Genomic DNA, 24,580 nt, shown 5'->3' on the forward strand with positions numbered 1-24,580 from the left:
TCCGCTGGGAAGCGGACGACGCGCCCGCTCGCGTTGCCTACGGTTGATGTGTGACCAAGACGCATGAGACGAACGGCCTGCGCGGTGAGATGCGCATCCTCGAGAGCGTGACCGAAGAGATCCGCAGGGACCTGTTCACCGACGCCTTCGCCTTCCGGCCGCTGCCGCCGCTGGGCGACGGCCACGCGCTGGTCCGCCGGGCCCCCTGGGGCCTGGGCCGCTATACGCGCTGGCTGCCGCACGCGCTGGTCACCGCCTTCACGGCGCTGGTCGCGCTGGGCACCCTCGCCGAGCGGCCGAGCATGTCCGGCCTGGTCCTCACGCTGTTCGTGGCCGTCCCGCTGGTGACCACGCTGCTGCGGCCCGTCGGCGCCTGGTGGCTGTCGATCGGCGCGGTCTTCATCACCGCCGTGATCCTCGGCGGTGGGCTGTGGACCCCCGGCGGCCTCGTCTCCCACCTCGCCGTCATGGTGCTCGTCACCCTCCGCACCCGCCCCCGGCTGGCCGCCGAGATGTGGCTGATCACCGTGGCCTTCCAGGTGTTCGTGTCCGTCGCCCACGGCACCGGCCTGCACGACGATGCCTTCGAGATATCCATGTTCTTCGGCGTGGTGCTCTTCGTGACCGCCGCCGTCCGCGCCATGCGCGAGTCCAAGCAGCGGGTCGCCGAGCAGGTCGCCGTCACGCAGGTGGAACGGTCGCGCCGGACCGTGCTGGAGGAGCGCACCACCATCGCCCGCGAGCTCCACGACGTCGTCGCCCACCACATGTCCGTGGTCGCCATCCAGGCCGAGGCCGCGCCCTACCGCGTCCAGGACACCCCGCCCGAGCTGGCCGCCGCCTTCGCCACGATCCGGGAGAACGCCGTGGCCGCCCTCACCGAGCTGCGCCGCGTCCTCGGCGTCGTACGGTCCGAGAACCCGGACGCCTTCGCCGCCCCCGAGGCCCCGCAGCCCACCCTCGCCGACCTCGACGCGCTGCTGGCCAACGTCCGCTCCGCCGGGCTCACCGCCGAGCGGATCACCACGGGCTCGGTCCGGCCGCTGCCGCAGGGCGTGGAGCTGTCCGCGTACCGCATCGTCCAGGAGGCGCTCAGCAACGTCCTGCGCCACGCGCCCGGCGCCACGGCGCGCGTCGAGCTCTCCTACGTCCTCGGCGGGCTCGGCCTGCGGATCGTCAACGGCCGCCCCGACCGTCTCGCCAAGCCCTCCCCGGGCGCCGGCCACGGCGTGCTCGGCATGCGCGAGCGCGTCGCGATGCTCGGCGGCGAGATGACGGCGGAGCCCACGGAGGACGGCGGCTACGAGGTCGTCGCCTTCCTCCCCGTCGCACCGGCCGCCGCACCGGGCGAGGTCGCCGCATGACCATTCGCGTGCTGATCGTCGACGATCAGATGATGGTCCGCGAGGGCTTCTCCGTCCTGCTGGGCGCCCAGCCCGACATCGAGGTGGTCGGTGAGGCAGTGGACGGCCTCGACGCCCTCCGCAAGGTCGCCGAGCTGCGGCCGGACGTGGTGCTCATGGACATCCGCATGCCCGGCATGAACGGCCTGGAGGCGACCCGCGAGATCGTCGCCGCCGACGCGGGCGCGAAGGTGCTCGTGCTCACCACCTTCGACCTGGACGAATACGTCTACCAGGCGCTGCGTTCCGGGGCGAGCGGCTTCCTGCTCAAGGACGCCTCCGCCCGCCAGCTCGCGGACGGCGTGCGCGTCGTCGCCGACGGCGAGGCGCTGCTGGCGCCGACGGTCACCAAGCGGCTGATCCAGGAGTTCTCCCGCCTGGGCACGGCCAGGACGCCCACGCCGGAGCGCGTCGGCGACCTCACGGAGCGGGAGACGGAGGTGCTGGTGCTGGTCGCCCAGGGGCGCTCCAACGCGGAGATCGCGGAGCATCTGGTGGTGGCGGAGTCGACGGTGAAGACCCACGTCAGCCGCATCCTGGTCAAGCTCGGCCTCCGGGACCGGACGCAGGCGGCGGTCTTCGCGTACGAGGCGGGGCTGGTCCGGCCCGGGGGGCCGGGGGCGTAGCCCCCGGGAAACGTCACTCGCGCGGCAGCGTCAGCCCCCACGCGTCCCCGACCGCCGTCCACGTCCGCGTCCGTACCGGGCCCCGGACGCGGTTGTCGGCGCGGTAGCGGAAGTCCGGGCCGGAGACGGTGACCGTGCGGGCCAGGACGCGGAGCGGGGCGTCCGCCGGGCCGCCCGTGTGGACGACGACCTCGGCCAGGCCGCCCGCCGCCGTCACCGCGACCCGCGCGACCGGCCGGTCCAGATCGGCCAGCAGCTCCCCGTCCGCCTCCACCCGCAGCCGCGTCGCCGACGGCAGCGGATGCCGCCCGGACGGCCCGGACAGCAGTGTCAGGGCCGTGCGGGCGGTCCGGGCGGCCGGCGTCCACCATGCGTGGTGACCACCGGGACCGCTGGGACCGCCGTGGCCACCGGAACCGCCCGGGCCGCCCTCCGGCCCGCCACCCGGCGCCGGCACCGCCGCCGCGGCCTGCGCCGGGCTCCCGGCCCCCCGGGGCGGCCCCGGAGCCCGCCGCACGGCCCCCGCCGGCGCCCACAGGCCGCCCAGCACCACGCCGTCGCTCTCGTCGGCCAGCAGCCCCAGCCGCCGCTCCGCGCCGTCCAGCACCGCCCTGGCGGCCGCGACGGTCCCCAGCGGGACGCCGAGCACCCGGGCCACCGACACCGCCGGGAGCGCCCCCACGGGCACCCACGCCAGCGGCGCGTCGGCCAGCTCGCGGCGGCGGTGCAGCAGGCCCACGACGCGCAGCAGGGCCCGGTCGTCGCCGATCACGACGATCCGCCGCCGTCCGCGCCGGGCGACCGCGCGCGCCACCTCCTCCGGCCCGCCCGGGAGACAGATTTTGGCCACCGCTCCGGCGCACAGCACATCCCTCGCGATCCGCGTGGACTCGCCGTCCACGCGCCTGGCGACCGGGTCGATGACGACGAGCAGCTGCGCTCCGCTCGGGTCTGGAGCCGACACCTTCGTCCTTCCTCAGGTAATCTCTCGGTGCAAGAGCCCCTGTCGCTGTTGCGCCAGGGGCTTCGTCTATCCGGGGCACCGGTTCGACGGCTCTAGCGGTGGTGAGCGCCCGTATCACTCGGGCGGCAGGCCACCTGTGCACGTTGGACATGCCCCGCCCGGAAGGGGTGTACGCCTGTGCCCGCACTTGTGCTGCTCGGTGCTCAGTGGGGTGACGAGGGCAAGGGAAAGGCCACCGACCTGCTCGGTGGATCCGTCGACTATGTGGTGCGCTACCAAGGTGGCAACAACGCCGGCCACACGGTCGTCGTGGGTGACCAGAAATACGCGCTGCACCTTCTCCCTTCCGGAATCCTCTCGCCGGGGTGCACCCCGGTCATCGGCAACGGTGTCGTCGTCGACCCGGCGGTCCTGCTCTCCGAGCTGAGCGGGCTGAACGAGCGTGGCGTCGACACGTCGAAGCTGCTGATCAGCGGTAACGCGCACCTGATCACGCCCTACAACGTCACCCTCGACAAGGTGGGCGAGCGCTTCCTCGGCAAGCGCAAGATCGGCACCACCGGCCGGGGCATCGGCCCGACCTACGCCGACAAGATCAACCGCGTGGGCATCCGGGTTCAGGACCTCTACGACGAGTCGATCCTGACCCAGAAGGTCGAGGCGGCCCTGGAGCTGAAGAACCAGCTCCTGGCGAAGCTCTACAACCGTCGCGCCATCGGCTCCGCGGAGATCGTCGACGGGCTGCTGGCCTACGCCGACCAGATCAAGCCGTTCGTCGCCGACACCACGCTGATCCTGAACAACGCCATCGACGAGGGCAAGGTCGTCCTCTTCGAGGGCGGCCAGGGCACGCTGCTCGACGTCGACCACGGCACGTACCCCTTCGTCACCTCCTCGAACCCGACCTCGGGTGGCGCCTGCACCGGCGCGGGCGTGGGCCCGACGAAGATCAACCGCGTGATCGGCATCCTGAAGGCGTACACCACGCGCGTCGGCGCCGGCCCGTTCCCGACCGAGCTGTTCGACAAGGACGGCGAGGCGCTGCGCACGATCGGCGGCGAGCGCGGTGTCACCACCGGCCGTGACCGTCGCTGCGGCTGGTTCGACGCGGTCATCGCCCGCTACGCCACGCGCGTCAACGGCCTGACGGACTTCTTCCTCACCAAGCTCGACGTGCTGACCGGCTGGGAGCAGATCCCGGTCTGCGTCGCGTACGAGATCGACGGCAAGCGCGTCGAGGAGCTGCCCTACAGCCAGACCGACTTCCACCACGCGAAGCCGATCTACGAGATGCTGCCGGGCTGGACCGAGGACATCTCCAAGGCCAAGACGTTCTCCGACCTGCCGAAGAACGCCCAGGCGTACGTCAAGGCGCTGGAGGAGATGTCGGGCGCGCCGATCTCCGCGATCGGCGTCGGCCCGGGCCGCGACGAGACGATCGAGATCAACTCGTTCCTGTCGTAAGCGGCGCGATTGCGTGACGGCGCCCCGGCGGTCATCGACCGCCGGGGCGCCGTCGTTTGTGCCACAGTGTGCGGTCCACACTGTGGTGCGAGGGGGAGCGTGATGTCGGTCAGGAAGCCCCCGACCGAGCGGCAGCGGCGGTTGGGTACCGAACTCAGCAAGATGCGCGAGCGCGCCGGGCTGTCTCTGACCGAGGCCGCCGCGCTGCACGGCACCGACCGGACCACCGTCAGCAATGTCGAGTCCGGGCGGTTCGGTGTGAGCACTGACCGTGTGCGCTTGTGGGCTGTCAACTACGCGTGCCGGGACAGCGCGTACATCGATGCGCTCGTCGAGATGGCGAAGGAACGACGCTTCGCGGGCATGGGCTGGTGGGACAGGTACCGCGGCCTGGTCCCTGTAACGCTTCTGGACCTTGCTGAGCTCGAACACCATGCGGTCGCGATCCGCTCGGCGCAGATCACGCACATGCCCGGCCTTCTCCAGCACGAGGACTATGTACGGGCCGTGTTCCAGGAAACCGTCCCGCCCCTGACTCGTGACGACTTCGAGCGCAAGCTCGACTTTCGGCTCAGGCGCAGCGGTGTGCTCGACAGGGCACAGCCGCCCTGGTGCACGTTCATCATTCACGAAGCGGCCCTGCGCATCCGGTTCGGCAGTCGCCGGGTGGCCCGGGCTCAGCTGCACCACCTGCTGGAGCAGACGGAGCGGGAGAACGTGGTGGTCCACGTCCTGCCGTTCGCCATCGGCGGGTTTCCTGCTGCGGCGAGCTCAACGCGTTATGTACACGGGCCGGTTGCGCAGCTGGACACAGTGCAGACGGACACTCCCGTGGGGTCGCGCTTTCTGCATGCGGAAACCCACCTTGCGAACTACCGTGCGGTGCTGGACCGTATGGAGCAACGCGCCCTTAGCCTGAGCCGCTCACGGGACCTCATCCATGAGGTGGCGCAGCAGCTGTAAAGGCGTGAGACCAGTGGACATACAGTGGCGCAAGTCCTCGTTCTCGGAGCAGCCTGACGGAGACTGCGTGGAACTGGCCCTGAATGGCGGGTGCGCGCTGTTGCGCGAGAGCGACGACCCGAGTGCGGTCCTCAAGGTGGCGCGCCATGAGCTGCGTGCGTTCCTGGCTTGTGTCAGAGCTGGCGGGCTGGTGAGCGAGATCGCCCTGTCTGACTGAACGGTCAATTCCTCCGACCGGCGATCGCTCGTTCGGATGGTCTGCGCCTTACGCGTTGTATGCGGGAGTGTGGCGTGGCTACCGTCGTATCACTGTGGCTCAGCGCTGAGTTGAGCAAGCTGCCAAAGTGCCCCGGCGGTGTTCGCGGCACCCCGGGGCCGGCCAACGCCGTCTAGGAGCGTCAGCATGCCCTACCGTATCGGGCTCGTTCTGCAACGAACACTCTCCCTCGTCCTGAACCTGCTGTTCCCGGCCACGGGAGCGCGCCGCCGCGCTGCCGCGGCGCCGTCACCGTACGAGCCGTACGACTCGTGCCGCAGCGGTACCGGAACCGCCAACCCCACTGCCCCGCGCCCCCGAACCGCATCCGGCCTCCGCCTCCTCATCCAGGCCCTCACACCGCCGTCGCTGCCCGGGGCGCCGGACCGGTGTGCCGCCCGCGCCGACCTCACCCCCTTCTTCCGCCCCCACCGCCTCACCCATGAGCAGCGCCGGCGCCGTACCGCCCTCGCGCTGGCCCTCGACGGCATCGACGTCGGGCCCTGGGCCATCCACGGCCACCGCATCGGCACCCCCGCCGTCGCGCTCGCTCCCCAGGCGGTGGCCGCATGATGATCACCCCGAACCCCGTCCCGCTGCCCCCACTTCCGCCGCTGCCTCCGCGCCACGGGCTGCGGGTCAGCCGGGTCCCCGGCAAGCCCGTCCGCCGTGAGGCCGACGGCGGCATCGCCGTGCCCCTGTGGCTGGAACACCACGGCCGGTTCCACGCCGATCTCGTCCTCCGGCTCTCCGCCGCCGAGGCGGAACACCTGCACGCGCAGCTCTGCCGCGCCCTCGACGGCGCCCCCGTGACGACGTCCGCCGACCGCACGCCGGACTGCCGGAAGGACGCCCCGGGCAGCGGGGGAACGCACCAGCCGTAGGCGTCCTGCCCACCCGGCCCCGCGCTCCGGCGCCGCCCATAGACTCGACTGCGGATACGAGCCCCACCTCAACGGGAGACCGCAATGCCCGAACAGCGCGTCACGTTCCACATCCTTTACACGCCGGACGAAGGCGGTTACAACGCTCTGGAGCCGGTCACCGGCACGACGAGCTGGGGCAGCGACCTCGCCGAGGCAAAGGCGATGATCAGTGAGGCTCTTGAGCTGTACTTCGCCGAGGTTTCTCGCGAGGACGCGGAAGAAATCGCCGCCCGGCAGGCCGGTTCCTGGTCCGGCGATGTCGATGTGACGGTGAGCGCCGCCTGATGCCGCCGCTCCCACAGATCTCATCCGAGCGGCTTATCAAGGCCCTGGAACAACTTGGCTTCACACGCCGGGCCGGCAAGGGCTCGCACACCGTCATGCGGCGTGGCAGCGTGGTGTGCGTCGTGCCGCATCGCAGCCCGGTCCCCAAGGGCACGCTCGCGAATGTGTTGCGACAGGCGGGCGTCACGCCGGAGCAACTCACGGAGGCCATGTGACGAGACACCTGGCTCCGCTCCGGGCGTGACTACTGGGCGCCCGTAGCGGACGGGCGCCTGCAGCCGTGGGCGGCGCGGCGCGCGGGGCCAGGCGCGCCGCCCCTCAGCCCGTCCTGCTGTAGACCAGCGAAGCGTCCTTGTTCCCGGAGTCCGTGAAGGAGCGCCGCATCCGTCCGTCCGGGAGCAGGGTCAGGTCGGACGAGGAGCCGGGCTGGCAGGCGGACGCGGGGTTGGCCTGGGTGACGGCCGACGGGCCCAGGCGCATGGAGCCTCCGCCGCCGCCGGTCCGCGTCGCGTGCCACCCGCAGGTGTAGGTCGTGCCGTCGGCGAGGGTGCCGCTGCCCTGGATGGTGACGTCGCCCGACTCCGAGACGGTGATCGTCCGGTAGTTGGGGCCCGCGCCGCTGTCGAAGGTGGTCTGCCAGGTGCCGGAGTAGCCCGTGGGCGCCGCGGCCCGGGTGGGGTCCTGGGTGGTCGGGCCGACGCTGGGCGGCGTGGGATTCGGCGGCGGGGGAGTGGTCCGCGCGGAGGGGGAGTCGGGCGTCGCGGGGCCGGGCGCCGGCTGTCCGGAGGTCGAGGTGCTGGGACCCGCGTTCGTCGTCCCGGTGTCCCGGTTGAGCAGGTAGACCATCCCGCCGCCCGCCAGCAGCCCGGCGGCCACGACCAGGGCCACGAGGTAGGGCGTCTTCGAATGCGACGGCGCCGCCGCGGGCCCGACGTGCACGGTCGGAGGATGGTGGTACGGGCCGTACGAGCCCGGCGGCGTCCCCGCCGCACCCGCCGCGTACGGCGGCAGCGGCTGGTGGTGCGCGCCGGCGGGCGCGGTGAGCGTGGTCGGGTCCGGCTGCCCCGCGCCAGGGGGCGGCCCGACCCGGGTGGGCGGCTCGGCCGCCGGGGGTATGGGGTCGGCGACCGTGGCCGGATGCCCCGTGGCGGGACGTGCCGGCTCCTCGACCTCCAGGAGGCTGATCGCGTGCCGGCCGAGCTGGGCGACGAGGCCGCCGGGCAGCCAGGGCTCGGTGGACCGCAGGTCCTCCAGCTGGTCCTGGACCCCGGTGCGGGCCAGGACCTCCGCGGGCGTCGGCCGGTCGCCGGGCGCCTTGGCGAGGCACGCCTCGATCAGCGGCCGCAGCCCGTCCGGCACCTCGGCGAGGTCCGGCTCCTCGTGGACGATCCGGAACATCACGGCGTGCACCGCGCTGTCGGCCGCCCCGAAGGGCATCCGGCCGCCGGCCGCGTACGCCAGGACCGAGCCGAGGCAGAAGACGTCGCTCGCGGGCGTGACCGCGTCGCCGCGCACCTGCTCGGGCGCCATGAAGCCGGGCGAGCCGACGGTCGCGCCGGTACGGGTGAGCCCGGCGCCGGTGACGGTCTCCAGGGCCCGGGCGATGCCGAAGTCGATGACGCGCGGCCCGTCCAGGGTGATCAGCACATTGGACGGCTTGAGGTCGCGGTGGACGATCCCGGCGGCGTGGACCGACTGGAGGGCCCGGGCGAGCCCCGCGCCCAGGATCCGGACGGACCGCTCCGGCAGCGGCCCGAAGTCCCGGTCGACGACCCGGCCCAGCGAGGGCCCGGCGATATAGCCGGTGGCCACCCAGGGCACGGCCGCCTCGGTCTCCGCGTCGAGCACCGGCGCGGTCCACTCGCCGCCGACGCGCCGTGCCGAGCGCACTTCCTGTGCGAACCGGCGACGGAACTCCTCCTGACCCGCCAGCTCCGGGCGGACCACTTTCACCGCCACCGTGCGGCCCCGGTCGGAACGGGCGAGATAGACCCGGCCCATTCCGCCCTCGCCCAGCCGGCCCAGCAGCCGGTACGAGCCGAGTGTGCGCGGATCCTCCGGCGACAGACCTTCGATGCCGTCCATGCCGGCACTCCTTCCCCCATGTTCCACGGCGGAGAATAGCGGCACGGCAATGGGCCGGGTATCCGCACGGCGAAAACACGGATACCCGGCCCGTTCCGGGGGCGTGCGACGGGGCCGGGCGCGCCGTCAGGCGGGGAGGATGTTCTCCGCCTGCGGGCCCTTCTGGCCCTGGCTGATCTCGAAGGTGACCTTCTGCCCCTGCTGGAGCTCCCGATAGCCCTGGGTCGCGATGTTGGAGTAGTGGGCGAAGACGTCGGCGCCGCCGCCGTCCTGCTGGATGAAACCGAACCCCTTTTCCGAGTTGAACCACTTCACGGTGCCGGTAGCCAAGCTGATCGATCTCCTTAATGGGGGCGCACGGCGGAATTCCGTACTCCAGGAAAACGCAAGAGCGCCCGAGGTCACGGACCTTCAGGCGCACATGACAAATGGGGTCAATACAGCGACCGCGAAAGACCGTAGCAGGAGAAATGCACCGAACGGGGATTTCCCGCACGGCGATTCGCACGGGCGTCGGTGGCCCGGCACGCCACTCGGCACTGTGTCCACGGGGACGCCCGGCGGCCGACACAGTGCCGGTACCGGGGCCCGGCCCGGCTCCCTAGGCTCGGCCCGACAGCGCCGGCCGAGCAACCGATCAGAGGTCACGCAGTTGAGCACACAGCCCGTTCCCACCGACGCCGCGGCGGTCAAGGCCGCCGACCGCGCCCACGTCTTCCACTCCTGGTCCGCCCAGGGCCTCATCGACCCGTTCGTCGTCGCGGGCGCCGAGGGCTCGTACTTCTGGGACCACGACGGCAACCGCCACCTCGACTTCTCCTCCCAGCTCGTCAACACCAACATCGGCCACCAGCACCCCAAGGTCGTCGCCGCGATCCAGGAGCAGGCGGCCCGGCTGTGCACGATCGCGCCGGGCTTCGCCGTGGACGTACGGTCCGAGGCCGCGCGGCTGATCGCCGGACGGACCCCCGGCGACCTCGACAAGATCTTCTTCACCAACGGCGGCGCGGAAGCGGTCGAGAACGCCGTCCGGATGGCCCGGCTGCACACCGGCCGCCCCAAGGTGCTCAGCGCCTACCGCTCGTACCACGGCGCCACGGCCGCCGCGATCAACCTGACCGGCGACCCGCGCCGTTGGCCCTCCGACACGGCCTCGGCCGGCGTCGTGCGCTTCTGGGGCCCGTTCCGCTACCGCTCGCCGTTCCACGCGGAGACCGATGAGCAGGAGTGCGAGCGCGCGCTGCGGCACCTGGAGGACACCATCGTCTTCGAGGGCCCGGGCACGATCGCCGCGGTCATCCTGGAGACCGTGCCCGGCACCGCCGGGATCATGGTCCCGCCGCCCGGCTACCTCCCGGGCGTCCGGGAGCTGTGCGACCGGTACGGCATCGTCCTGATCCTCGACGAGGTCATGGCCGGCTTCGGGCGGACGGGCCGCTGGTTCGCCGCCGACCACTTCGGGGTCGTCCCCGACCTGCTGACCTTCGCCAAGGGCGTCAACTCCGGCTACGTCCCGCTCGGCGGCGTCGCCATCTCGGCGGAGATCGCCGCCACGTTCGAGGAGCGGCCCTACCCGGGCGGGCTCACCTACTCCGGCCACCCGCTGGCCTGCGCCTCCGCCGTGGCGACGATCAACGCGATGGCCGAGGAGGGGATCGTCGAGAACGCGGCGCGCATCGGCGAGGACGTCCTCGGCCCCGGCCTGCGCGAGCTCGCCGGGCGCCACCCGTCCATCGGCGACGTCCGGGGCCTCGGCGTCTTCTGGGCCGTCGAGCTCGTCCGCGACCGCCGCACCCGCGAGCCGCTGGTGCCGTACGCGGCGACGGGCGGGGCGAACGCGCCGATGGCGGCCGTCACGGCGGCGATCAAGGAGGCGGGCGTCTGGCCGTTCGTGAACATGAACCGCGTACACGTGGTGCCGCCGTGCACGATCACGGAGGCGGAGGCCAAGGCGGGCCTGGCCGCCCTGGACCACGCCCTCACGGTCGCGGACCGCTACGTGGCCTGAGCCCCGGCAGCCCCCGGCGGCCCCCCGGCGGGCCCGTACCGCCGGTACCCACTCCCACAGCGCGCGCACAGCATCAGGTACCGTTCACCGTCCCGTGCGCACGGTCATACCGCCCGACGTCGGCCCTCGCCTATGGTTGCGAGGGCCGTTCGCATGCCAGGCGTGCGGCCACGGAAAGGGAGACGAAGGACCAATGCCAGGCAGCGAGGCTGTCAAGCGCACGACGCTGCGCTCACAGATCGCCGAAGCCCTGCGCGACGAGGTCATCGCGGGGCGGCTCCCGTCGGGTCGGCAGTTCACCGTCAAGGAGATCGCCGAGCAGTACGGGGTCTCGGCCACGCCCGTGCGCGAGGCGCTGCTCGACCTCTGCTCGCAAGGGCTGCTCGACGTCGAGCTCCACAAGGGCTACCGGGTGCGCGAGTTCTCGCACGCCGACTTCCGCGACATGATCGAGGCCCGCACGCTCGTCGTCGAGGGCATGTTCCGGCGCTCCGCCGAGCAGGCGCTGGCCGCGGCCAGCCCGGAGGCGCTGGCCTCCGTGCGCCGACGGGCCGACGAGGCCGCGCGGGCGGCCCTCGCGGGCGACCTCGACATCCTCATCGGCTACGACCTCCGCTTCTGGCGGGAGATGGCCGGACTCGTGGCGAACCCCTATATATCCGACTTCCTGGACCGGCTCCGGGTGCAGAGCTGGATCTTCACCGTCCCCCTGCTGCGCCGCCTCGGCGACCTCCGGGGCCGGCTGTGGCACCGCCACTCCGAGCTCGCGGAGGCCATAGCCTGCCGCGACGTCGAACGCGCCCAGCGGATCGTCGTCGCGTACAACCGGCACACGCTGGAACTGATCGACGCCCTGACGTAACCGCCATAAGGCCGGTATGTCCGATGGGTCCATTGAATCCCTTGGATCCGGTAATTCCGTTCGATGACTGATCGATGCAGTACGCATAGAGTCAAGATCCGCCAACAGTCGTCGACAAACGGAATGTGATTCGAAATGAAGATGACGCCGGTCGCGTCCACCACGGCCGACGGGGAGGACCGCGGTGCCATCGGGCTGTCGGTGATCGTCCCGGCGTACAACGAGGAGGACCGGCTCGCGCCCACCCTCAAGGCGATCCGCGCCCACCTCCAGGACGGCCCGGCCGCGTGGGAGTTGATCGTCGTCGACGACGGGTCGACCGACGGCACGGCGGTCCTCGTCGAGGCCGCCGCCGACGAGGACCCCCGCATCCGTCTGCTGCGCACCCCCGCCAACCGGGGCAAGGGCCACGCCGTACGCACCGGCGTCCTCGCCTCGCGCGGCCGACGCGTCCTGGTCACCGATGCCGACCTGGCCACACCCATCGAGGAACTGGCGCTCCTGGAGCGCCGGATGGACGAGGGCGTCCCCGCCGCCGTCGGCTCCCGCGCCCTGCCCGGCTCCCGGATAGCCGTCCGGCAGCACGCGCTGCGCGAGGTCATGGGCCGGCTCGGCGGCGGGCTGATCCGCGCCGCCGCCGTCCCCGGCATCCGCGACACCCAGTGCGGCTTCAAGCTCTTCGACGGGGACAAGGCCCGCACCGCCTTCGCCGGCTCCCGGCTGGACGGCTGGGCCTTCGACGTCGAGATACTGCGGTTCTTCCAGCAGCAGGGCTGGGAGGTCGCCGAGGTGCCCGTGCGCTGGGCCCACCAGCCCGGCTCCAAGGTCCGCCCCCTCGCCTACCCCCGCGTCCTGGCCGACCTCGTGCGCGTCCGCTGGCACACCTACCGCCGGACGGCGAGCCCGGCACGGTTCGCGATACCCGCGCTCTTCCTCCTCATCAGCGTCTTCCTCTACGACGGACTGTGGAGCGACCCGGCCGGCCGCTACCTGATCGACTCCAACCACGACCAGCAGCAGTGGGAATGGTTCTTCGCCGCCACCGCCGACAACGTCGTACACCTGCGCAATCCGCTCTCCAGCGACTTCCAGAACTTCCCGCTCGGCGTCAACCTCATGGCGAACACCGCCATGCTGGGCCTGTCCATCCCCCTCACGCCGCTCACCCTGCTGCTCGGCCCCCAGTTCACCTGGGCCGTCGTGCTCACCGGCGGGCTCGCGGCGACGGCCTGGGCCTGGTACTGGCTGCTGGCGAGACGTTTCACCCGCTCCCGCTGGGCCGCCGCGCTGGGCGGCGGCTTCTGCGCCTTCGCGCCGCCGGTGATCTCGCACGGCAACGCCCACCCCAACTTCGCGGTGCTGTTCATGTTCCCGCTGATCATCGACCGGCTGCTGCGGCTGTGCGAGGGCAGGCGGACCACGCGCGACGGCGTCGTCCTCGGTCTCTTCCTCGCCTACCAGGTCTTCCTCGGCGAGGAGGCCCTGCTGCTGGCCGTCACCGGCCTCCTCCTCTTCACCCTCGGCTACGCGGCCGCCTCCCCGCACGTGGCCGCGGCCGTCGCCCGGCCCCTGCTGACCGGCCTCGGCATCGCCGCCCTCGTCTCCGTACCGCTGGTGCTCGGCCCCGTGGCCTGGCAGTTCTACGGCCCGCAGAGCTACCGCAGCGTGCTGCACGGCCAGACCGGCAACCACCCCATGGCGTTCCTGGAGTTCGCCACCCGCTCGCTGGCCGGGGACCAGCCGATCGCCGCCTCGCTCTCCCTCAACCCCACCGAGGAGAACGCCTTCTTCGGCTGGCCGCTCGTCGCCCTCACCGTCGCCCTCGTCGTCCACATGAGGGACCGGCCGGCCGTCCGCGCCCTCGGCTTCACCGCGCTGGCCGCCGCCGTCCTCTCCCTCGGCCAGAACATCCCCCTGCTGGGCACGGACAAGACGCTGCCCGGCCCGTGGCGCCTCCTGGCGGAGGCACCCCTCTACGAATCCGTCATCGAGTCCCGGATGGCGATGGTCTGCGTCCCCGCCGTCGGCATCCTCCTCGCCCTCGCCTGCGACCGGCTCGCCGTCCGGCGCGCGCGCAGCGAACGCGAGAGCTCCCGCCGCGTCATCGGCGTCGCCGCCCTCGCCGCCGCCCTCCTCCCGCTGGTGCCCACCCCCTTCCGCACCGTCGAACGCGCCCCGACGCCCGCCTTCTTCGCGGACGGCACCTGGCGGGAGTACGTCCGCCCGGGGCACGCCCTGGTGCCCGTACCGGTGCCCAGCCCCACGGAGACCGCGGCCCTCGGCTGGCAGATCGACACCGGCCTCGGCTTCCCCTTCCCCGGCGGTTACTTCAACGGCCCCTGGGGACCCAAGCGGGACGGCTTCGCCGGCTCCCCGCCGCGCCCGACCTCCGAACTGCTGCGCAAGGTCCACGAGACCGGCGAGGTGCCCGACATCGGGGAGCAACAGCGCCGGGCGTTCCGCCAGGACCTCGACTTCTGGCACGCCGACGCGCTCGTCCTCGCCGACCAGCGGTTCACCGCCGCGCTGCGGACGGCCGTCACCCGGCTGACGGGCGACGAGCCCCGGCGGACCGGCGACACGTGGGTGTGGGACGTGCGCGCCGACCGTTGACCCCGGGGCCTGAGCCGGCCGCGAGCCGACCGCGAGTCGGCCGGAAGCCGGGCGGATTCGGCGCGTCTCCATCTGTCCGCCCGGTATGACAACCGGCTGAGCGGCACTACTCTGGCCCGACCACCCGACCATCGGACGGGAAGGCGATGACGAGAGTGAGCTCACGTGGCCTGTGACCTGTGGCTGGTGCCCCTAGTCGACGTGCTCTGCCACAGCCCCGACAACCCCTTCGCCGACGAGATCGCCGCCTACGACAAGGCACTCGGCGAGGCGGGGCTGCCCCCGGTGCCCGTCTTCGGCTATATGCCGGGTCTCTCCGGGGACGTGGCGCCCGTCGCGGGCTTCGACTACGACGCCCTGCACTTCCTGCGCCGCGCCCATCTGCTGAACCTCTGTGGCCTCGCCGTCACCCCGGTGGACGAACTCGGCGGCGACTACGAGCAGTTGCTGGAGATGTTCGAGGCCACGGCGCAGCAGTCGCACCTGGTCTGGCACTACGACCACGCGGGCGCGTACGTGCCGGTGGACTTCCCGCATCCGCTGTCCAACGACGAACTCCTCGAAGGCGGCGGGCCGCTGGGATCCAGCCACGGCCTGCTGCGCGAACTCCACTCCGTGGCACCGGTCCTGGGCATCGACCCGGACAACCCGCCGGCCCCACCGGCGGCACCCGACCACCCCACGACCCTCGAGGAACGCGCGGCCCCGGGCCCCCACGACGACAGCCCGTTCGCCCGGGAACGCCACGTATGGCTGGGACTCCACGCGGCGGCGACGCGAAGCCTGGGACAGGGGTCGATGATCGTGTTCAGCTGATTGTCCTCAAACGCCGGACGGGCTGCATTCAGCCCGTCCGGCGTTTGAGGACCGGGGGTCCGGGGGGGCGGAGCCCCTGCTACCGAGGCGACTCGGGCGGTCGCTGCCGCGGCATGTTCGGCCGAGTGTGCGGCGGCATCGGGAACCGCCCCACCGGCCCGGAATCCGTCCGAGGACCCCACGCCACCAACGACTGCGTCAGCAACGGCGCCGGCCCCGCCCGGAACTCCACCATCCAGTCCGCCGTCTCGGCCCGCACGAGCTCCGAGACGTCCTCGGAGAACCTCCGCAGCACGGTCAGACAGCGCTCGGCCGCCTCACTCGCCGTCCCCTCCGTGGGCCCGAGCACCTCCCGCACGCACTCCGACGCCCAGTCGAACTGGAGCACCTCCAGCCGCCGCTGCACCGCCTGGGCCGTGGCCACGCCCCGCATCCACCCGGACGTCAACCCGAAGTACCGGTCGCAGGCCACACAGGCCACCGCGCCCAGCAGCGCCAGGAACGCCCACGCGGAACCCGTGCGCAGCACCTTGGTCAGCTCCAGCAGCGGCAGGGCCGCGCCCACCACCGCGCAGCAGGCCGCCGCCAGGCGCAGCCCGCGCGCCCAGCGGCGTTTCCACGCCCGGTCGGTGAGGTACCAGTCGGCGAGGTTCAGCGCGCCGCCCTCGACCCATCTGTAGAGCTCGTCCAGTCGCTCGGCGGGTTCCCCCCAGTCCCCGAGCGGGAACGTCCGGCCGCGCAGGTCGCCCCGGTGCTGCCCTGCTGGGGGGTTCCCCTGCTCCCTCGGGAGCCCCTCGGGCTGCATCTCAGGCTGGCTCACCCTGCACTCCCTCTCCGCCGTGTGCCGTGATCACAGTGATGTGCAGCCTCCTTCCTACCGCCGAACGGTTGGCGTTGGGCGCAAGATCAGGCCTTTTCCGTCCGTAAGTGGGCCGGCATCAGGTATAGGAGGCCGGGGGTACTCACCCGAAAGAGTGCACGCCGGCCGAGGCGTGGACGCCGAACGGGCGGCGAAACGTGTCGACGGAAGGTTCCTGCCGGAGGGCTACCGCGAGAGGTTCCTACGAGTGCCGTGCCCACCCCGAGTCGTAGTGATCCACAATCGAGGCAATAGGGTGAGGGGGTGAAGGTCCTCGTCATCGGCGGCGGCGCCCGCGAACACGCCCTGTGCCGCTCCCTGTCCCTCGACCCCGACGTCACCGCGCTGCACTGCGCCCCCGGCAACGCCGGGATCGCCGAGGTCGCCGAGACGCACCCCGTGGACGCGCTGGACGGCGCGGCCGTCGCGGAGCTCGCCGCGTCGCTGAGCGCCGACCTCGTGGTCGTCGGCCCGGAGGCGCCGCTGGTCGCGGGCGTCGCGGACGTCCTGCGCGAGCGCGGCTTCCCCGTCTTCGGCCCCTCGGCCGAGGCCGCGCGGCTGGAGGGCTCCAAGGCCTTCGCCAAGGACGTCATGGCCTCGGCGAACGTGCCCACCGCCCGCGCCTACGTCTGCACCACCCCGGAGGAGATCGACGAGGCGCTGGACGCCTTCGGCCCCCCGTACGTGGTCAAGGACGACGGCCTGGCCGCCGGCAAGGGCGTCGTCGTCACCTCGGACCTGGCCGCGGCCCGTGAGCACGCGCTGGCCTGCGACCGCGTGGTGATCGAGGAGTACCTGGACGGCCCCGAGGTCTCCCTCTTCGCGATCACCGACGGCGAGACGGTGCTGCCGCTGACGCCCGCCCAGGACTTCAAGCGGGCGCTGGACGGCGACGAGGGCCCGAACACGGGCGGCATGGGCGCCTACTCCCCGCTGCCGTGGGCCGGCCCCGAGCTGGTCGACGAGGTCATGGAGAGCGTGCTCCAGCCCACCGTGGACGAGCTGCGCCGCCGGGGCACGCCGTTCTCCGGGCTGCTCTACGCGGGGCTGGCGATCACCTCGCGCGGGGTGCGGGTCATCGAGTTCAACGCGCGCTTCGGCGACCCGGAGACCCAGGTCGTCCTGGCCCGGCTGAAGACGCCGCTGGGCGGCGTCCTGCTGAGCGCGGCCACCGGCGACCTGGCCGCCCAGCCGCCGCTGAACTGGAGCGAGGACGCGGCCGTGACCGTCGTCATCGCCTCGCACAACTACCCCGGCACCCCGCGCACGGGTGACCCGATCGAGGGACTGGCGGAGGCCGCCGAGGTCGACAAGGCGTACGTCCTCCACGCGGGCAGCCGGCGGGACGAGGCCGGCCGCGTGGTGAGCGCGGGCGGCCGGGTGCTGTCGGTCACGGCCACGGGCGAGGACCTGGCCGACGCGCGGACCCGCGCCTACGAGGCCGTCTCCCGGATCCGGCTGGACGGCTCCCACCACCGCACGGACATCGCGGAGAAGGCCGCGTCGGCCTGACGACGGCCCGACGACCGGCGGGGAACGGCGCCGGGCCGGCGCCGGACCGGCGGCGGGGGCGGGTGGAGAAAACGGGCGGAAACGACGCGTCCGCCCGTGCCGCCACCGCCCCGACGCCATTCCATCGGGTGAGCGCTTGCCCAAGCGGCTGACGCACGCCCCACCCCCAACTAGGGTGCGGCGCAGGCCGGCTGCCGGGTGGCTGACTCGGCGGCCCGACCGGCCCACCGGCATTGCGATGTCAGAGGCCGGTGCCACAGTGGGGGAGGTAAGCAACGCACCTCGGCAGAGCACTACCGGCAACTGGGGGTGATCGGTCCCGTGGCAGGTCCCGAAGCAGGCGCGTCGACCGCGCGCACCAGAGCCCTCGCCGTGCTGCGGGTACGCGGCGCGGCGCTGGCCGTGGCCCTGTTGCCGGCGGCGGTCGCCGTGGTGCTGGCGGTCGGCTCCGCGACGGGGCACATCGCCGACGGCTCCGCGCCGGCGGCCGCCCTTCCGGCCGTCACCGCCGCCGCCGTGCTGGCGCTGGCGCTGGCCGCCCTGGTGGCCACCGTGGTGGCCCGGGCCCGTCCGGCCCTGAGCCCCACGGTCCCGATCCCCGAGGAGACGGCCCCGGACCTCTACCGCCTGGTGCGCGACCTCGCCGACCGGCTGGGCGTCCCGGTGCCCTCCGCGATAGCCCTCACGCCCGACTGCGACAGCTGGCTGGAGGACCGTACGCACCCGGCGCACGGCCCTCCGCGCGGGTTCGCCCTCGTCCGGGCGCGGGCGGTGGCCGCGCCCGTCCTGGTGATCGGCTCGCCGTTCCTGTGGTGGATGCGGGTCGCCGAGCTGCGCGCCCTGCTGGCGCCGGTCGTCGCGGGCACGGGCCCCGCCGCCCACCCCGACATAGCCGCCGCCCGCCGCTTCGTCCGGGGGCTGGACGCCGCCGTCGCCGTATCGGCGGGCCGGCCGCACCTCGCGTTCGTCGGCTGGGTGGCCCGGCTGCTGCTGCGCTCCTGCCGCGAGCACGCGGCCGAGATGGAACGCGGGGTGGCCGCCGCCGCCTCCGAGCGCGCCCAGGCGGTCGACTACGGCCTGCGCATCGTCGCCCAGGAGCAGGTCGGCCTCGCCTACGCCGGCTGGGACCGGCTGCTCAACCGCGTGGCCCTGCCCGCCTGGCGGATGGGCCGCTGGCCCTCCCGGCTGGACGCGGGCGTGGTCTCCGCGCTCACCGAGCTCTCCCGCCGCGACCGGCTGGCCGAGGGCTTCGCCTCCCGGCTGGGCGAGCGGCCCGCCTGCGACCTCCTGGAGGAGCCCGGCCTGATCGACGAGGCCGCCTCCCTGCTGGCCGCCCGGCTCTTCCACGGCGGCCCGGCGGAGCCCGGCCCCACCTGGCGGCCCGTCGCCTGGAGCCAGTACCCGGAGGAGGTCGTCGACCGCACCTGGCGCCTGGAGGCCGCCCGGCTGCACCGCGTCCTCGACGACATCGCCGCCTGCGGCGGCAGGGGCGCCCCGGAGCCGGCCGTCCGGCCCCGGCCGGACGTGCCGCCCGGCGCGCCCACGGTCGCCCGCGTGCTGGACCGGCTCGGCGGCCCGGGCGGCAGCGGGATCGGCGAGGAGCTGGAGCTGCGGCTGAGCGCCGAGGTGGAGCGGGACGCCGCCCGCGAGGAGGCCGCCGCCCGGCGCGGCGCCTTCGGCACGGTGTCCGGCTCCTGGGCCGGCGGCCTCGCCCCGCTGTTCCCCCTCCAGCCGCCGCGCAGCGGCCGCGAGCTGCTCGCCGACCACGTGACCGCCATGGTGTGCTGCGCCGCCGTGGACACCGCCGGGGCCGCCCCCGGCCTGGACTGGCTGGACGGCCCCGCCCTGCTCGTCGGCGGCACCCGCCGCGCCGGCCTGTCCCGTACGGTCCTGACCCTGCTGGAGGACGGCGACGCCGAGCCGCTGCGGGCCTGGCTCGGCGAGGTCGGGGTCCGGATGGAGAAGCCCGTCAGACTGATGTGAGGGGCGCCCAGCGGGTGGGTGACCCTCCGTGAGGACGTAACGCTGCGTAGAGGCCGAGCCATCACTTCCGGGGAATTTCCCGACGAACGGTGACGGTCCGGATGCGTCATGTGATCTGCTGGGAGTCCGCCGGGAATCCGAAAAGGTATCCGGAGGCCCAGGGGAGGGAGCGCACATGGGGATGGACCAGATCCGCCGCTGGGAGTCCGGGGCACTCGCGCACGCCGTCTCGGACCCCTTCGGGCAGGGCCCGCTGCCCTGGCTGCGCGGCGGCGAGTTCTACTTCGACGGCACCGGGAAGATCATCCCTTGGTACGTCGACCCGGTGACGACCCCGGCCGGCTCCCGGGTACCGCCGCCCCGCAGGCCCGGCCCCCGCGCGGCCGACGACGTCCACTGCCAGATCAAGGGCTTCGCCACCGCCAGCGCCGTCGCCCCCGGCGAGGCCGTCGACCTGCGGATCACCGTGGACCCGCCGCAGCAGTTCGCCGTCGACGTCTACCGCATCGGCCACTACGGGGGCGTCGGCGCCGCCAAGATCACCACCAGCCCCCGGCTGTCGGGCATCGTCCAGCCCCCGCCGCTCACCGTCGACCGCACGGTCTCCTGCCACCACTGGTGGCTCTCCTGGCGGCTGCAGATCCCGTCCTTCTGGAGCACCGGCGCGTACGTCGCCGTGCTCACCACCGCCGACGGCTACCGCAGCCACATCCCCTTCACCGTTCGCGACGGCAACCCCTCGGATCTCCTGCTGGTCCTCCCCGACATCACCTGGCAGGCCTACAACCTCTACCCCGAGGACGGCCGCACCGGCGCCAGCCTCTACCACGCCTGGGACGAGGAGGGCCGGCTCCTCGGCGAGGACGCCGCCGCCACCACGGTCTCCTTCGACCGCCCCTTCGCGGGCGCCGGCCTCCCGCTGCACGTGGGCCACGCCTACGACTTCATCCGCTGGGCCGAGCGCTACGGCTACGACCTCGCCTACGCCGAGACCCGCGATCTCCACGCGGGACGAATCGATCCGGCACGCTACCGGGGCGTCGTCTTCCCCGGCCACGACGAGTACTGGTCGGCCGAGATGCGCCGCACCGTCGAGAACGCCCGCGACTGCGGCACGTCCCTGGTCTTCCTCTCCGCCAACACCATGTACTGGCAGGTCGAGCTCGCCCCCTCGCCCGCCGGCCCCCACCAGCTGCTCACCTGCCGAAAACGCCGCGGCCCCGGCCGCTCCGCCCTCTGGCGCGACATGGCGTCCCCCGAACAGCAACTGCTCGGCATCCAGTACGCGGGCCGCGTCCCCGAGCCCGCCCCGATGGTCGTGCGCAACGCCGGCCACTGGCTCTGGGAGGCCACCGGCGCCGGCGAGGGCGACGAGCTGCCCGGCCTCGTCGCCGGCGAGGCCGACCGCTACTTCCCCCGTACGGCCCTGCCCGAGCACACCCGCCGCATCCTCCTCGCCCACTCGCCCTACCTGGACGGCGAGGGCGCCAAGCGCCACCAGGAGACCTCGGTCTACCGGGCCCCCAGCGGCGCCATCGTCTTCGCCTCCGGCACCTTCGCCTGGTCGCCCGCCCTCGACCGCCCCGGCCACACGGACCCCCGGATCCAGCGGGCCACGGCCAATCTCCTGGACCGCATCTGCAAACGAGGCTGACCCCTCCCGGCCGTCCGTCAGCGGCGTACGGCAGAATCGAGGTGTTTGGACAAACCAACAGGAGGCCGCGTGTCCGGATTCGTCGAGAAGCCCAAGCCCGTCGAGGTGCCGGGGCTGACGCACCTCCACACCGGCAAGGTCCGCGACCTGTACCGCGACGAGGCGGGCCGCCTGGTGATGGTCGCCAGCGACCGCATGTCCGCGTACGACTGGGTGCTGCCCACCGAGATCCCCGACAAGGGCCGCATCCTCACCCGGCTCTCCCTGTGGTGGTTCGACCGCCTGGCCGACCTGGTGCCCCACCACGTCCTCTCCACGGACCTCCCGGCCGGCGCCCCCGCCGACTGGGCCGGCCGCACCCTGATCTGCCGCTCCCTGGACATGCTCCCCGTCGAGTGCGTGGCCCGCGGCTACCTCACCGGCTCCGGCCTCGCCGAGTACCGCGAGAGCCGCACCGTCTGCGGCCTCGCCCTCCCCGAGGGCCTGGACGACGGCTCCGAGCTGCCCTCCCCGATCTTCACCCCCGCCACCAAGGCGGCGGTCGGCGAGCACGACGAGAACGTCTCCTACGAGGAGGTCGCCCGCCAGGTCGGCGCCGAGACCGCGGCCGTCCTGCGTCAGGCGACGCTCGCCGTCTACAGCCGCGCGCGCGACATCGCCCGCGACAGGGGCATCATCCTGGCCGACACGAAGTTCGAGTTCGGCTTCGACGACCAGGGCGCGCTCGTCATCGCCGACGAGGTCCTCACCCCGGACTCCTCCCGCTTCTGGCCCACCGAGACCTGGTCCCCGGGCCGCCCGCAGCCCTCCTTCGACAAGCAGTACGTCCGCGACTGGCTCTCCTCCCCGGCCTCCGGCTGGGACCGCACGGGCGAACTCCCCCCGCCCCCGCTCCCGGAGAACGTGGTGGAGCGGACGCGCGAGAAGTACGTGGAGGCGTACGAGCGGCTGACCGGCACGAAGTGGGCCTGACGGGGGCTCCGCCCCCACCGGGCCCCGGGGGCCGGGGCGGTAGCCCCGGGAAACGGGAAGGGGCGGGACCGGGGCCTCTTCCCCGCCGCGACGGCGGGCAACCCCCACCGGGGAGCCCGGCGGTGCCGAGCCGCCCCCGCCCCTAAGAGCCCTCTCAGACAGCGCATGCCATCGTGGGGACACGCACAAGATCCCGTACGTACCCCCCCGCCGGAGGCGCAATGCCCGAGCCGACGCCGCCGTCGCAGACATCCGTCCTCGTCGTCGACGACGACCCCGACGTCCGGGCCGCCGTGGCCGACGGCCTGGCCGTCGAGGGCTACGCGGTCCGCGTCGCCGCCGACGGCCTGGCCGCGCTCTCCGCCGTCGCCGCCACCCCGCCCGGGGCCATCGTGCTCGACCTCGCCATGCCCGTCCTCGACGGCCTCGCCGTCTGCCGCCGCCTCCGCGAGCTCGGCGACCGCACCCCCGTCCTCGTCCTGACCGCCCGCGACGCCGTCTCCGACCGCGTCGCCGGCCTGGACGCCGGGGCCGACGACTACCTCGTCAAACCCTTCGCCCTCGACGAGCTCCTGGCCCGCCTCCGGGCCCTGCTGCGCCGGGCCGGCCCGGCGCCCGGCACCGCCGACGCCCCGCCGGAGCTGGCCTTCGCCGACCTCACCGTCGACCCCCTCACCCGCACCGGCGAACGCGCCGGGACCGCCCTGGAGTTCACCCGCACCGAATTCGCGCTGCTGGAAGTGTTCCTGCGCCACCCCGGGCAGGTACTGCCGCGCGAGGTGATCCAGGAGCGGGTGTGGGGCGCCGACTTCGGCCCGGAGTCCAACTCCCTCGCCGTCTACATCGGCTACCTGCGCCGCAAGCTGGAGGCCGGCGGCGCCTCCCGCCTCGTCCACACCGTGCACGGCATCGGCTACCGGCTGGCAGAGCGGTGATCACCCCGCTCCGCGGCCGCACCCTGCGCGCCCGCCTCGCCCTCGTCACCTCCGCCGCCGTCGCGCTCGTCGCGCTCGGCGTCCTGGGCGCGGCCTACGTCGTCATCCGCTACGAACTCGTCCGCCAGCTCGACCTCCAGCTCAAGCAGCAGGCCGGCCTGATCTCCCAGCAGAGCCGCGGCGGCGCCGACAGCGGCGTCCTGTACGACCAGTGCGCCTGGCGCGCCGCCCCCGCCTGCGCCCAGATCGTCCGCGCCGACCCCGCCGCCCCCGGCCAGCGGGGCCTCGCGCTGCCCGTCACCGGGGCCACCCGCCGCGTCGCCGCCGGCACCCTCGGCGCGTACTACAGCGACATCACCCACGACGGCCGGCCCATGCGGATGCTGACCACGCCCCTGCCGGGCCGCGAGGGCCACGCCCTGCAGGTGGCCGCCCGCTCCGACGCCGTCGACCAGGGCGTACGCCAGGCCGGCTGGTACCTCGGCTGGGTCGGCGGCGCAGGGGTGCTGCTCGCCGCCGCGCTCGGCTATGTGGTCTCGCGGACCTCGCTGCGGCCCGTGACCCGGCTCACCGCCACCGCCGAACGCATCGCCGCCACCCGCGACCCGGCCCACCGCATCGAACTCCCCCCGCATCAGGCCCGCCGCGAGGACGAGATCACCCGCCTCGCCGCCAGCTTCAACACCATGCTCGGCGAACTGGAGGAGGCCGTCGCCGCCCAGCGCCGCCTCGTGGCCGACGCCTCCCACGAACTGCGCACCCCGCTCACCGCGCTGCGCACCAACGCCGAGCTCCTCGCCCGCGCCGAGCGGCTTACGCCCGCCCAGCGGGAACGGGCCGCCGAGGCCCTGGGCCGGCAGATGCGCGAGGTGACCGGCATGGTCAACGACCTCATCGAGCTCGCCCGCGACGAGGAGCCGCGCCCGCTCGTCGAACAGGTCCGCCTCGACCTCCTCGCCGAACGCTGCGCGGCCGTCGCGCGCGGCCACTGGCCGGGGGCGGTCTTCACGACGGACCTCGCCGAGGCGACGGTCCCGGGCGTACCGGCCCGGCTGGCCCGGCTGCTGTCCAACCTGCTCGACAACGCGGCCAAGTTCAGTCCGCCCGGTGCCGTGGTCGAGGTCCGTCTCGCCCGCGCCGGAGGAACGCTCGACCTCACCGTCCGCGATCACGGGCCCGGCATCTCCGACGAGGACCTGCCGCACGTCTTCGACCGCTTCTACCGCTCCCGCCAGGCCCGCGCCCTGCCCGGCTCCGGCCTCGGGCTCGCCATGGCCCGCCAGATCGCCCGCGCCCACGGAGCCGAGCTCTCCGCCGAACAGGCCCGCGGGGGCGGCGCGTGCTTCCGCCTGCGCTTCCCCGCCCCGGAGGGGTGAAACGACGAAGGCCCGGTC

At 73.3% G+C, this 24,580-nt stretch carries 23 protein-coding genes; 19 read left to right on the plus strand and 4 right to left on the minus strand.

The window, feature by feature from the left end:
* The first annotated feature begins 50 nt into the window (after nt 1–50).
* Together IE096_RS26055 and IE096_RS26060 are read left to right on the plus strand one after the other, a co-directional pair.
* Nucleotides 51–1,364 carry a sensor histidine kinase gene (locus IE096_RS26055; RefSeq protein ID WP_373298205.1) on the plus strand — a complete coding sequence of 438 codons (1,314 nt, stop codon included), beginning with the start codon at nt 51–53 and terminating at the stop codon, nt 1,362–1,364.
* A complete protein-coding gene (locus tag IE096_RS26060; RefSeq protein WP_189455748.1) occupies nt 1,361–2,029 on the plus strand; it encodes a response regulator in 669 nt (222 codons plus the stop codon). The genes IE096_RS26055 and IE096_RS26060 overlap by 4 nt, the downstream gene beginning before the upstream one ends.
* Nucleotides 2,030–2,042: 13 nt before the next feature.
* On the opposite strand, the gene IE096_RS26065 is transcribed toward IE096_RS26060, so the two are convergent.
* Nucleotides 2,043–2,993 (minus strand): diacylglycerol kinase, encoded by a 951-nt coding sequence (locus IE096_RS26065; protein WP_189455750.1) that lies wholly within the window; start codon nt 2,991–2,993, stop codon nt 2,043–2,045.
* Between the two features lie 177 nt (nt 2,994–3,170).
* On the opposite strand from IE096_RS26065, the gene IE096_RS26070 reads away from it, so the two are divergent.
* The 7 genes from IE096_RS26070 to IE096_RS26100 all read left to right on the plus strand — a co-directional run bounded on the left by IE096_RS26070 (nt 3,171) and on the right by IE096_RS26100 (nt 7,102).
* Nucleotides 3,171–4,457, plus strand: a complete 1,287-nt coding sequence (locus IE096_RS26070) for an adenylosuccinate synthase (protein WP_189455752.1) — start codon at nt 3,171–3,173, stop codon at nt 4,455–4,457.
* A 102-nt stretch (nt 4,458–4,559) separates the two neighbouring features.
* Entirely contained in the window at nt 4,560–5,420 is an 861-nt protein-coding gene (locus tag IE096_RS26075) for a helix-turn-helix domain-containing protein (RefSeq protein ID WP_189455754.1), read from the plus strand.
* Entirely contained in the window at nt 5,398–5,637 is a 240-nt protein-coding gene (locus tag IE096_RS26080) for a DUF397 domain-containing protein (RefSeq protein WP_189455756.1), read from the plus strand. The genes IE096_RS26075 and IE096_RS26080 overlap by 23 nt, the downstream gene beginning before the upstream one ends.
* Before the next feature lie 186 nt (nt 5,638–5,823).
* The gene (locus IE096_RS31620) at nt 5,824–6,249 is read left to right on the plus strand and encodes a hypothetical protein (protein ID WP_229820617.1); all 426 of its coding nucleotides are present in this window, start codon (nt 5,824–5,826) and stop codon (nt 6,247–6,249) included.
* Nucleotides 6,246–6,560 (plus strand): hypothetical protein, encoded by a 315-nt coding sequence (locus tag IE096_RS26090; RefSeq protein WP_189455758.1) that lies wholly within the window; start codon nt 6,246–6,248, stop codon nt 6,558–6,560. Before IE096_RS31620 ends, IE096_RS26090 begins: the two co-directional genes overlap by 4 nt.
* 84 nt (nt 6,561–6,644) lie before the next feature.
* The gene (locus tag IE096_RS26095) at nt 6,645–6,887 is read left to right on the plus strand and encodes a type II toxin-antitoxin system HicB family antitoxin (RefSeq protein ID WP_189455760.1); all 243 of its coding nucleotides are present in this window, start codon (nt 6,645–6,647) and stop codon (nt 6,885–6,887) included.
* Entirely contained in the window at nt 6,887–7,102 is a 216-nt protein-coding gene (locus IE096_RS26100; protein ID WP_189455762.1) for a type II toxin-antitoxin system HicA family toxin, read from the plus strand. Before IE096_RS26095 ends, IE096_RS26100 begins: the two co-directional genes overlap by 1 nt.
* A 103-nt stretch (nt 7,103–7,205) precedes the next feature.
* On the opposite strand, the gene IE096_RS26105 is transcribed toward IE096_RS26100, so the two are convergent.
* Together IE096_RS26105 and IE096_RS26110 are read right to left on the minus strand one after the other, a co-directional pair.
* A complete protein-coding gene (locus IE096_RS26105) occupies nt 7,206–8,963 on the minus strand; it encodes a serine/threonine-protein kinase (protein ID WP_444544785.1) in 1,758 nt (585 codons plus the stop codon).
* 135 nt (nt 8,964–9,098) lie between these two features.
* Complete coding sequence (locus tag IE096_RS26110; RefSeq protein ID WP_189455764.1) at nt 9,099–9,302, minus strand: cold-shock protein; 204 nt, start codon at nt 9,300–9,302, stop codon at nt 9,099–9,101.
* 322 nt (nt 9,303–9,624) lie between these two features.
* On the opposite strand from IE096_RS26110, the gene IE096_RS26115 reads away from it, so the two are divergent.
* From IE096_RS26115 to IE096_RS26130, 4 genes are all read left to right on the plus strand, one after another.
* Nucleotides 9,625–10,980, plus strand: a complete 1,356-nt coding sequence (locus tag IE096_RS26115) for an aspartate aminotransferase family protein (RefSeq protein ID WP_189455766.1) — start codon at nt 9,625–9,627, stop codon at nt 10,978–10,980.
* Nucleotides 10,981–11,173: 193 nt separating this feature from the next.
* Nucleotides 11,174–11,842, plus strand: a complete 669-nt coding sequence (locus IE096_RS26120) for a GntR family transcriptional regulator (RefSeq protein WP_189455768.1) — start codon at nt 11,174–11,176, stop codon at nt 11,840–11,842.
* A 141-nt stretch (nt 11,843–11,983) separates the two neighbouring features.
* Nucleotides 11,984–14,455 (plus strand): dolichyl-phosphate beta-glucosyltransferase, encoded by a 2,472-nt coding sequence (locus tag IE096_RS26125; protein ID WP_189455850.1) that lies wholly within the window; start codon nt 11,984–11,986, stop codon nt 14,453–14,455.
* Nucleotides 14,456–14,620: 165 nt separating this feature from the next.
* Nucleotides 14,621–15,271 (plus strand): putative DNA-mimic protein, encoded by a 651-nt coding sequence (locus tag IE096_RS26130; RefSeq protein ID WP_189455770.1) that lies wholly within the window; start codon nt 14,621–14,623, stop codon nt 15,269–15,271.
* Between the two features lie 79 nt (nt 15,272–15,350).
* On the opposite strand, the gene IE096_RS26135 is transcribed toward IE096_RS26130, so the two are convergent.
* Nucleotides 15,351–16,076, minus strand: coding sequence for an SLATT domain-containing protein (locus IE096_RS26135; protein WP_189455853.1), 726 nt, complete (start codon nt 16,074–16,076; stop codon nt 15,351–15,353).
* A 318-nt stretch (nt 16,077–16,394) separates the two neighbouring features.
* On the opposite strand from IE096_RS26135, the gene purD reads away from it, so the two are divergent.
* The 6 genes from purD (at nt 16,395) to IE096_RS26165 (ending at nt 24,562) form a co-directional block, all read left to right on the plus strand.
* Complete coding sequence (gene purD / locus IE096_RS26140) at nt 16,395–17,642, plus strand: phosphoribosylamine--glycine ligase (RefSeq protein WP_189455772.1); 1,248 nt, start codon at nt 16,395–16,397, stop codon at nt 17,640–17,642.
* A 312-nt stretch (nt 17,643–17,954) separates the two neighbouring features.
* Complete coding sequence (locus IE096_RS26145; RefSeq protein WP_189455855.1) at nt 17,955–19,625, plus strand: hypothetical protein; 1,671 nt, start codon at nt 17,955–17,957, stop codon at nt 19,623–19,625.
* Nucleotides 19,626–19,800: 175 nt separating this feature from the next.
* Nucleotides 19,801–21,279 (plus strand): N,N-dimethylformamidase beta subunit family domain-containing protein, encoded by a 1,479-nt coding sequence (locus tag IE096_RS26150; protein WP_189455774.1) that lies wholly within the window; start codon nt 19,801–19,803, stop codon nt 21,277–21,279.
* 69 nt (nt 21,280–21,348) lie between these two features.
* Nucleotides 21,349–22,251, plus strand: a complete 903-nt coding sequence (locus IE096_RS26155; protein WP_189455776.1) for a phosphoribosylaminoimidazolesuccinocarboxamide synthase — start codon at nt 21,349–21,351, stop codon at nt 22,249–22,251.
* Nucleotides 22,252–22,472: 221 nt separating this feature from the next.
* Nucleotides 22,473–23,186, plus strand: coding sequence for a response regulator transcription factor (locus IE096_RS26160; RefSeq protein WP_189455779.1), 714 nt, complete (start codon nt 22,473–22,475; stop codon nt 23,184–23,186).
* Entirely contained in the window at nt 23,186–24,562 is a 1,377-nt protein-coding gene (locus tag IE096_RS26165; protein WP_229820628.1) for a sensor histidine kinase, read from the plus strand. The genes IE096_RS26160 and IE096_RS26165 overlap by 1 nt, the downstream gene beginning before the upstream one ends.
* Nucleotides 24,563–24,580: the final 18 nt, after the last annotated feature.

The sequence above is a fragment of the Streptomyces abikoensis genome (genome assembly GCF_014648775.1).
GTDB classification, from domain to species: domain Bacteria; phylum Actinomycetota; class Actinomycetes; order Streptomycetales; family Streptomycetaceae; genus Streptomyces; species Streptomyces abikoensis.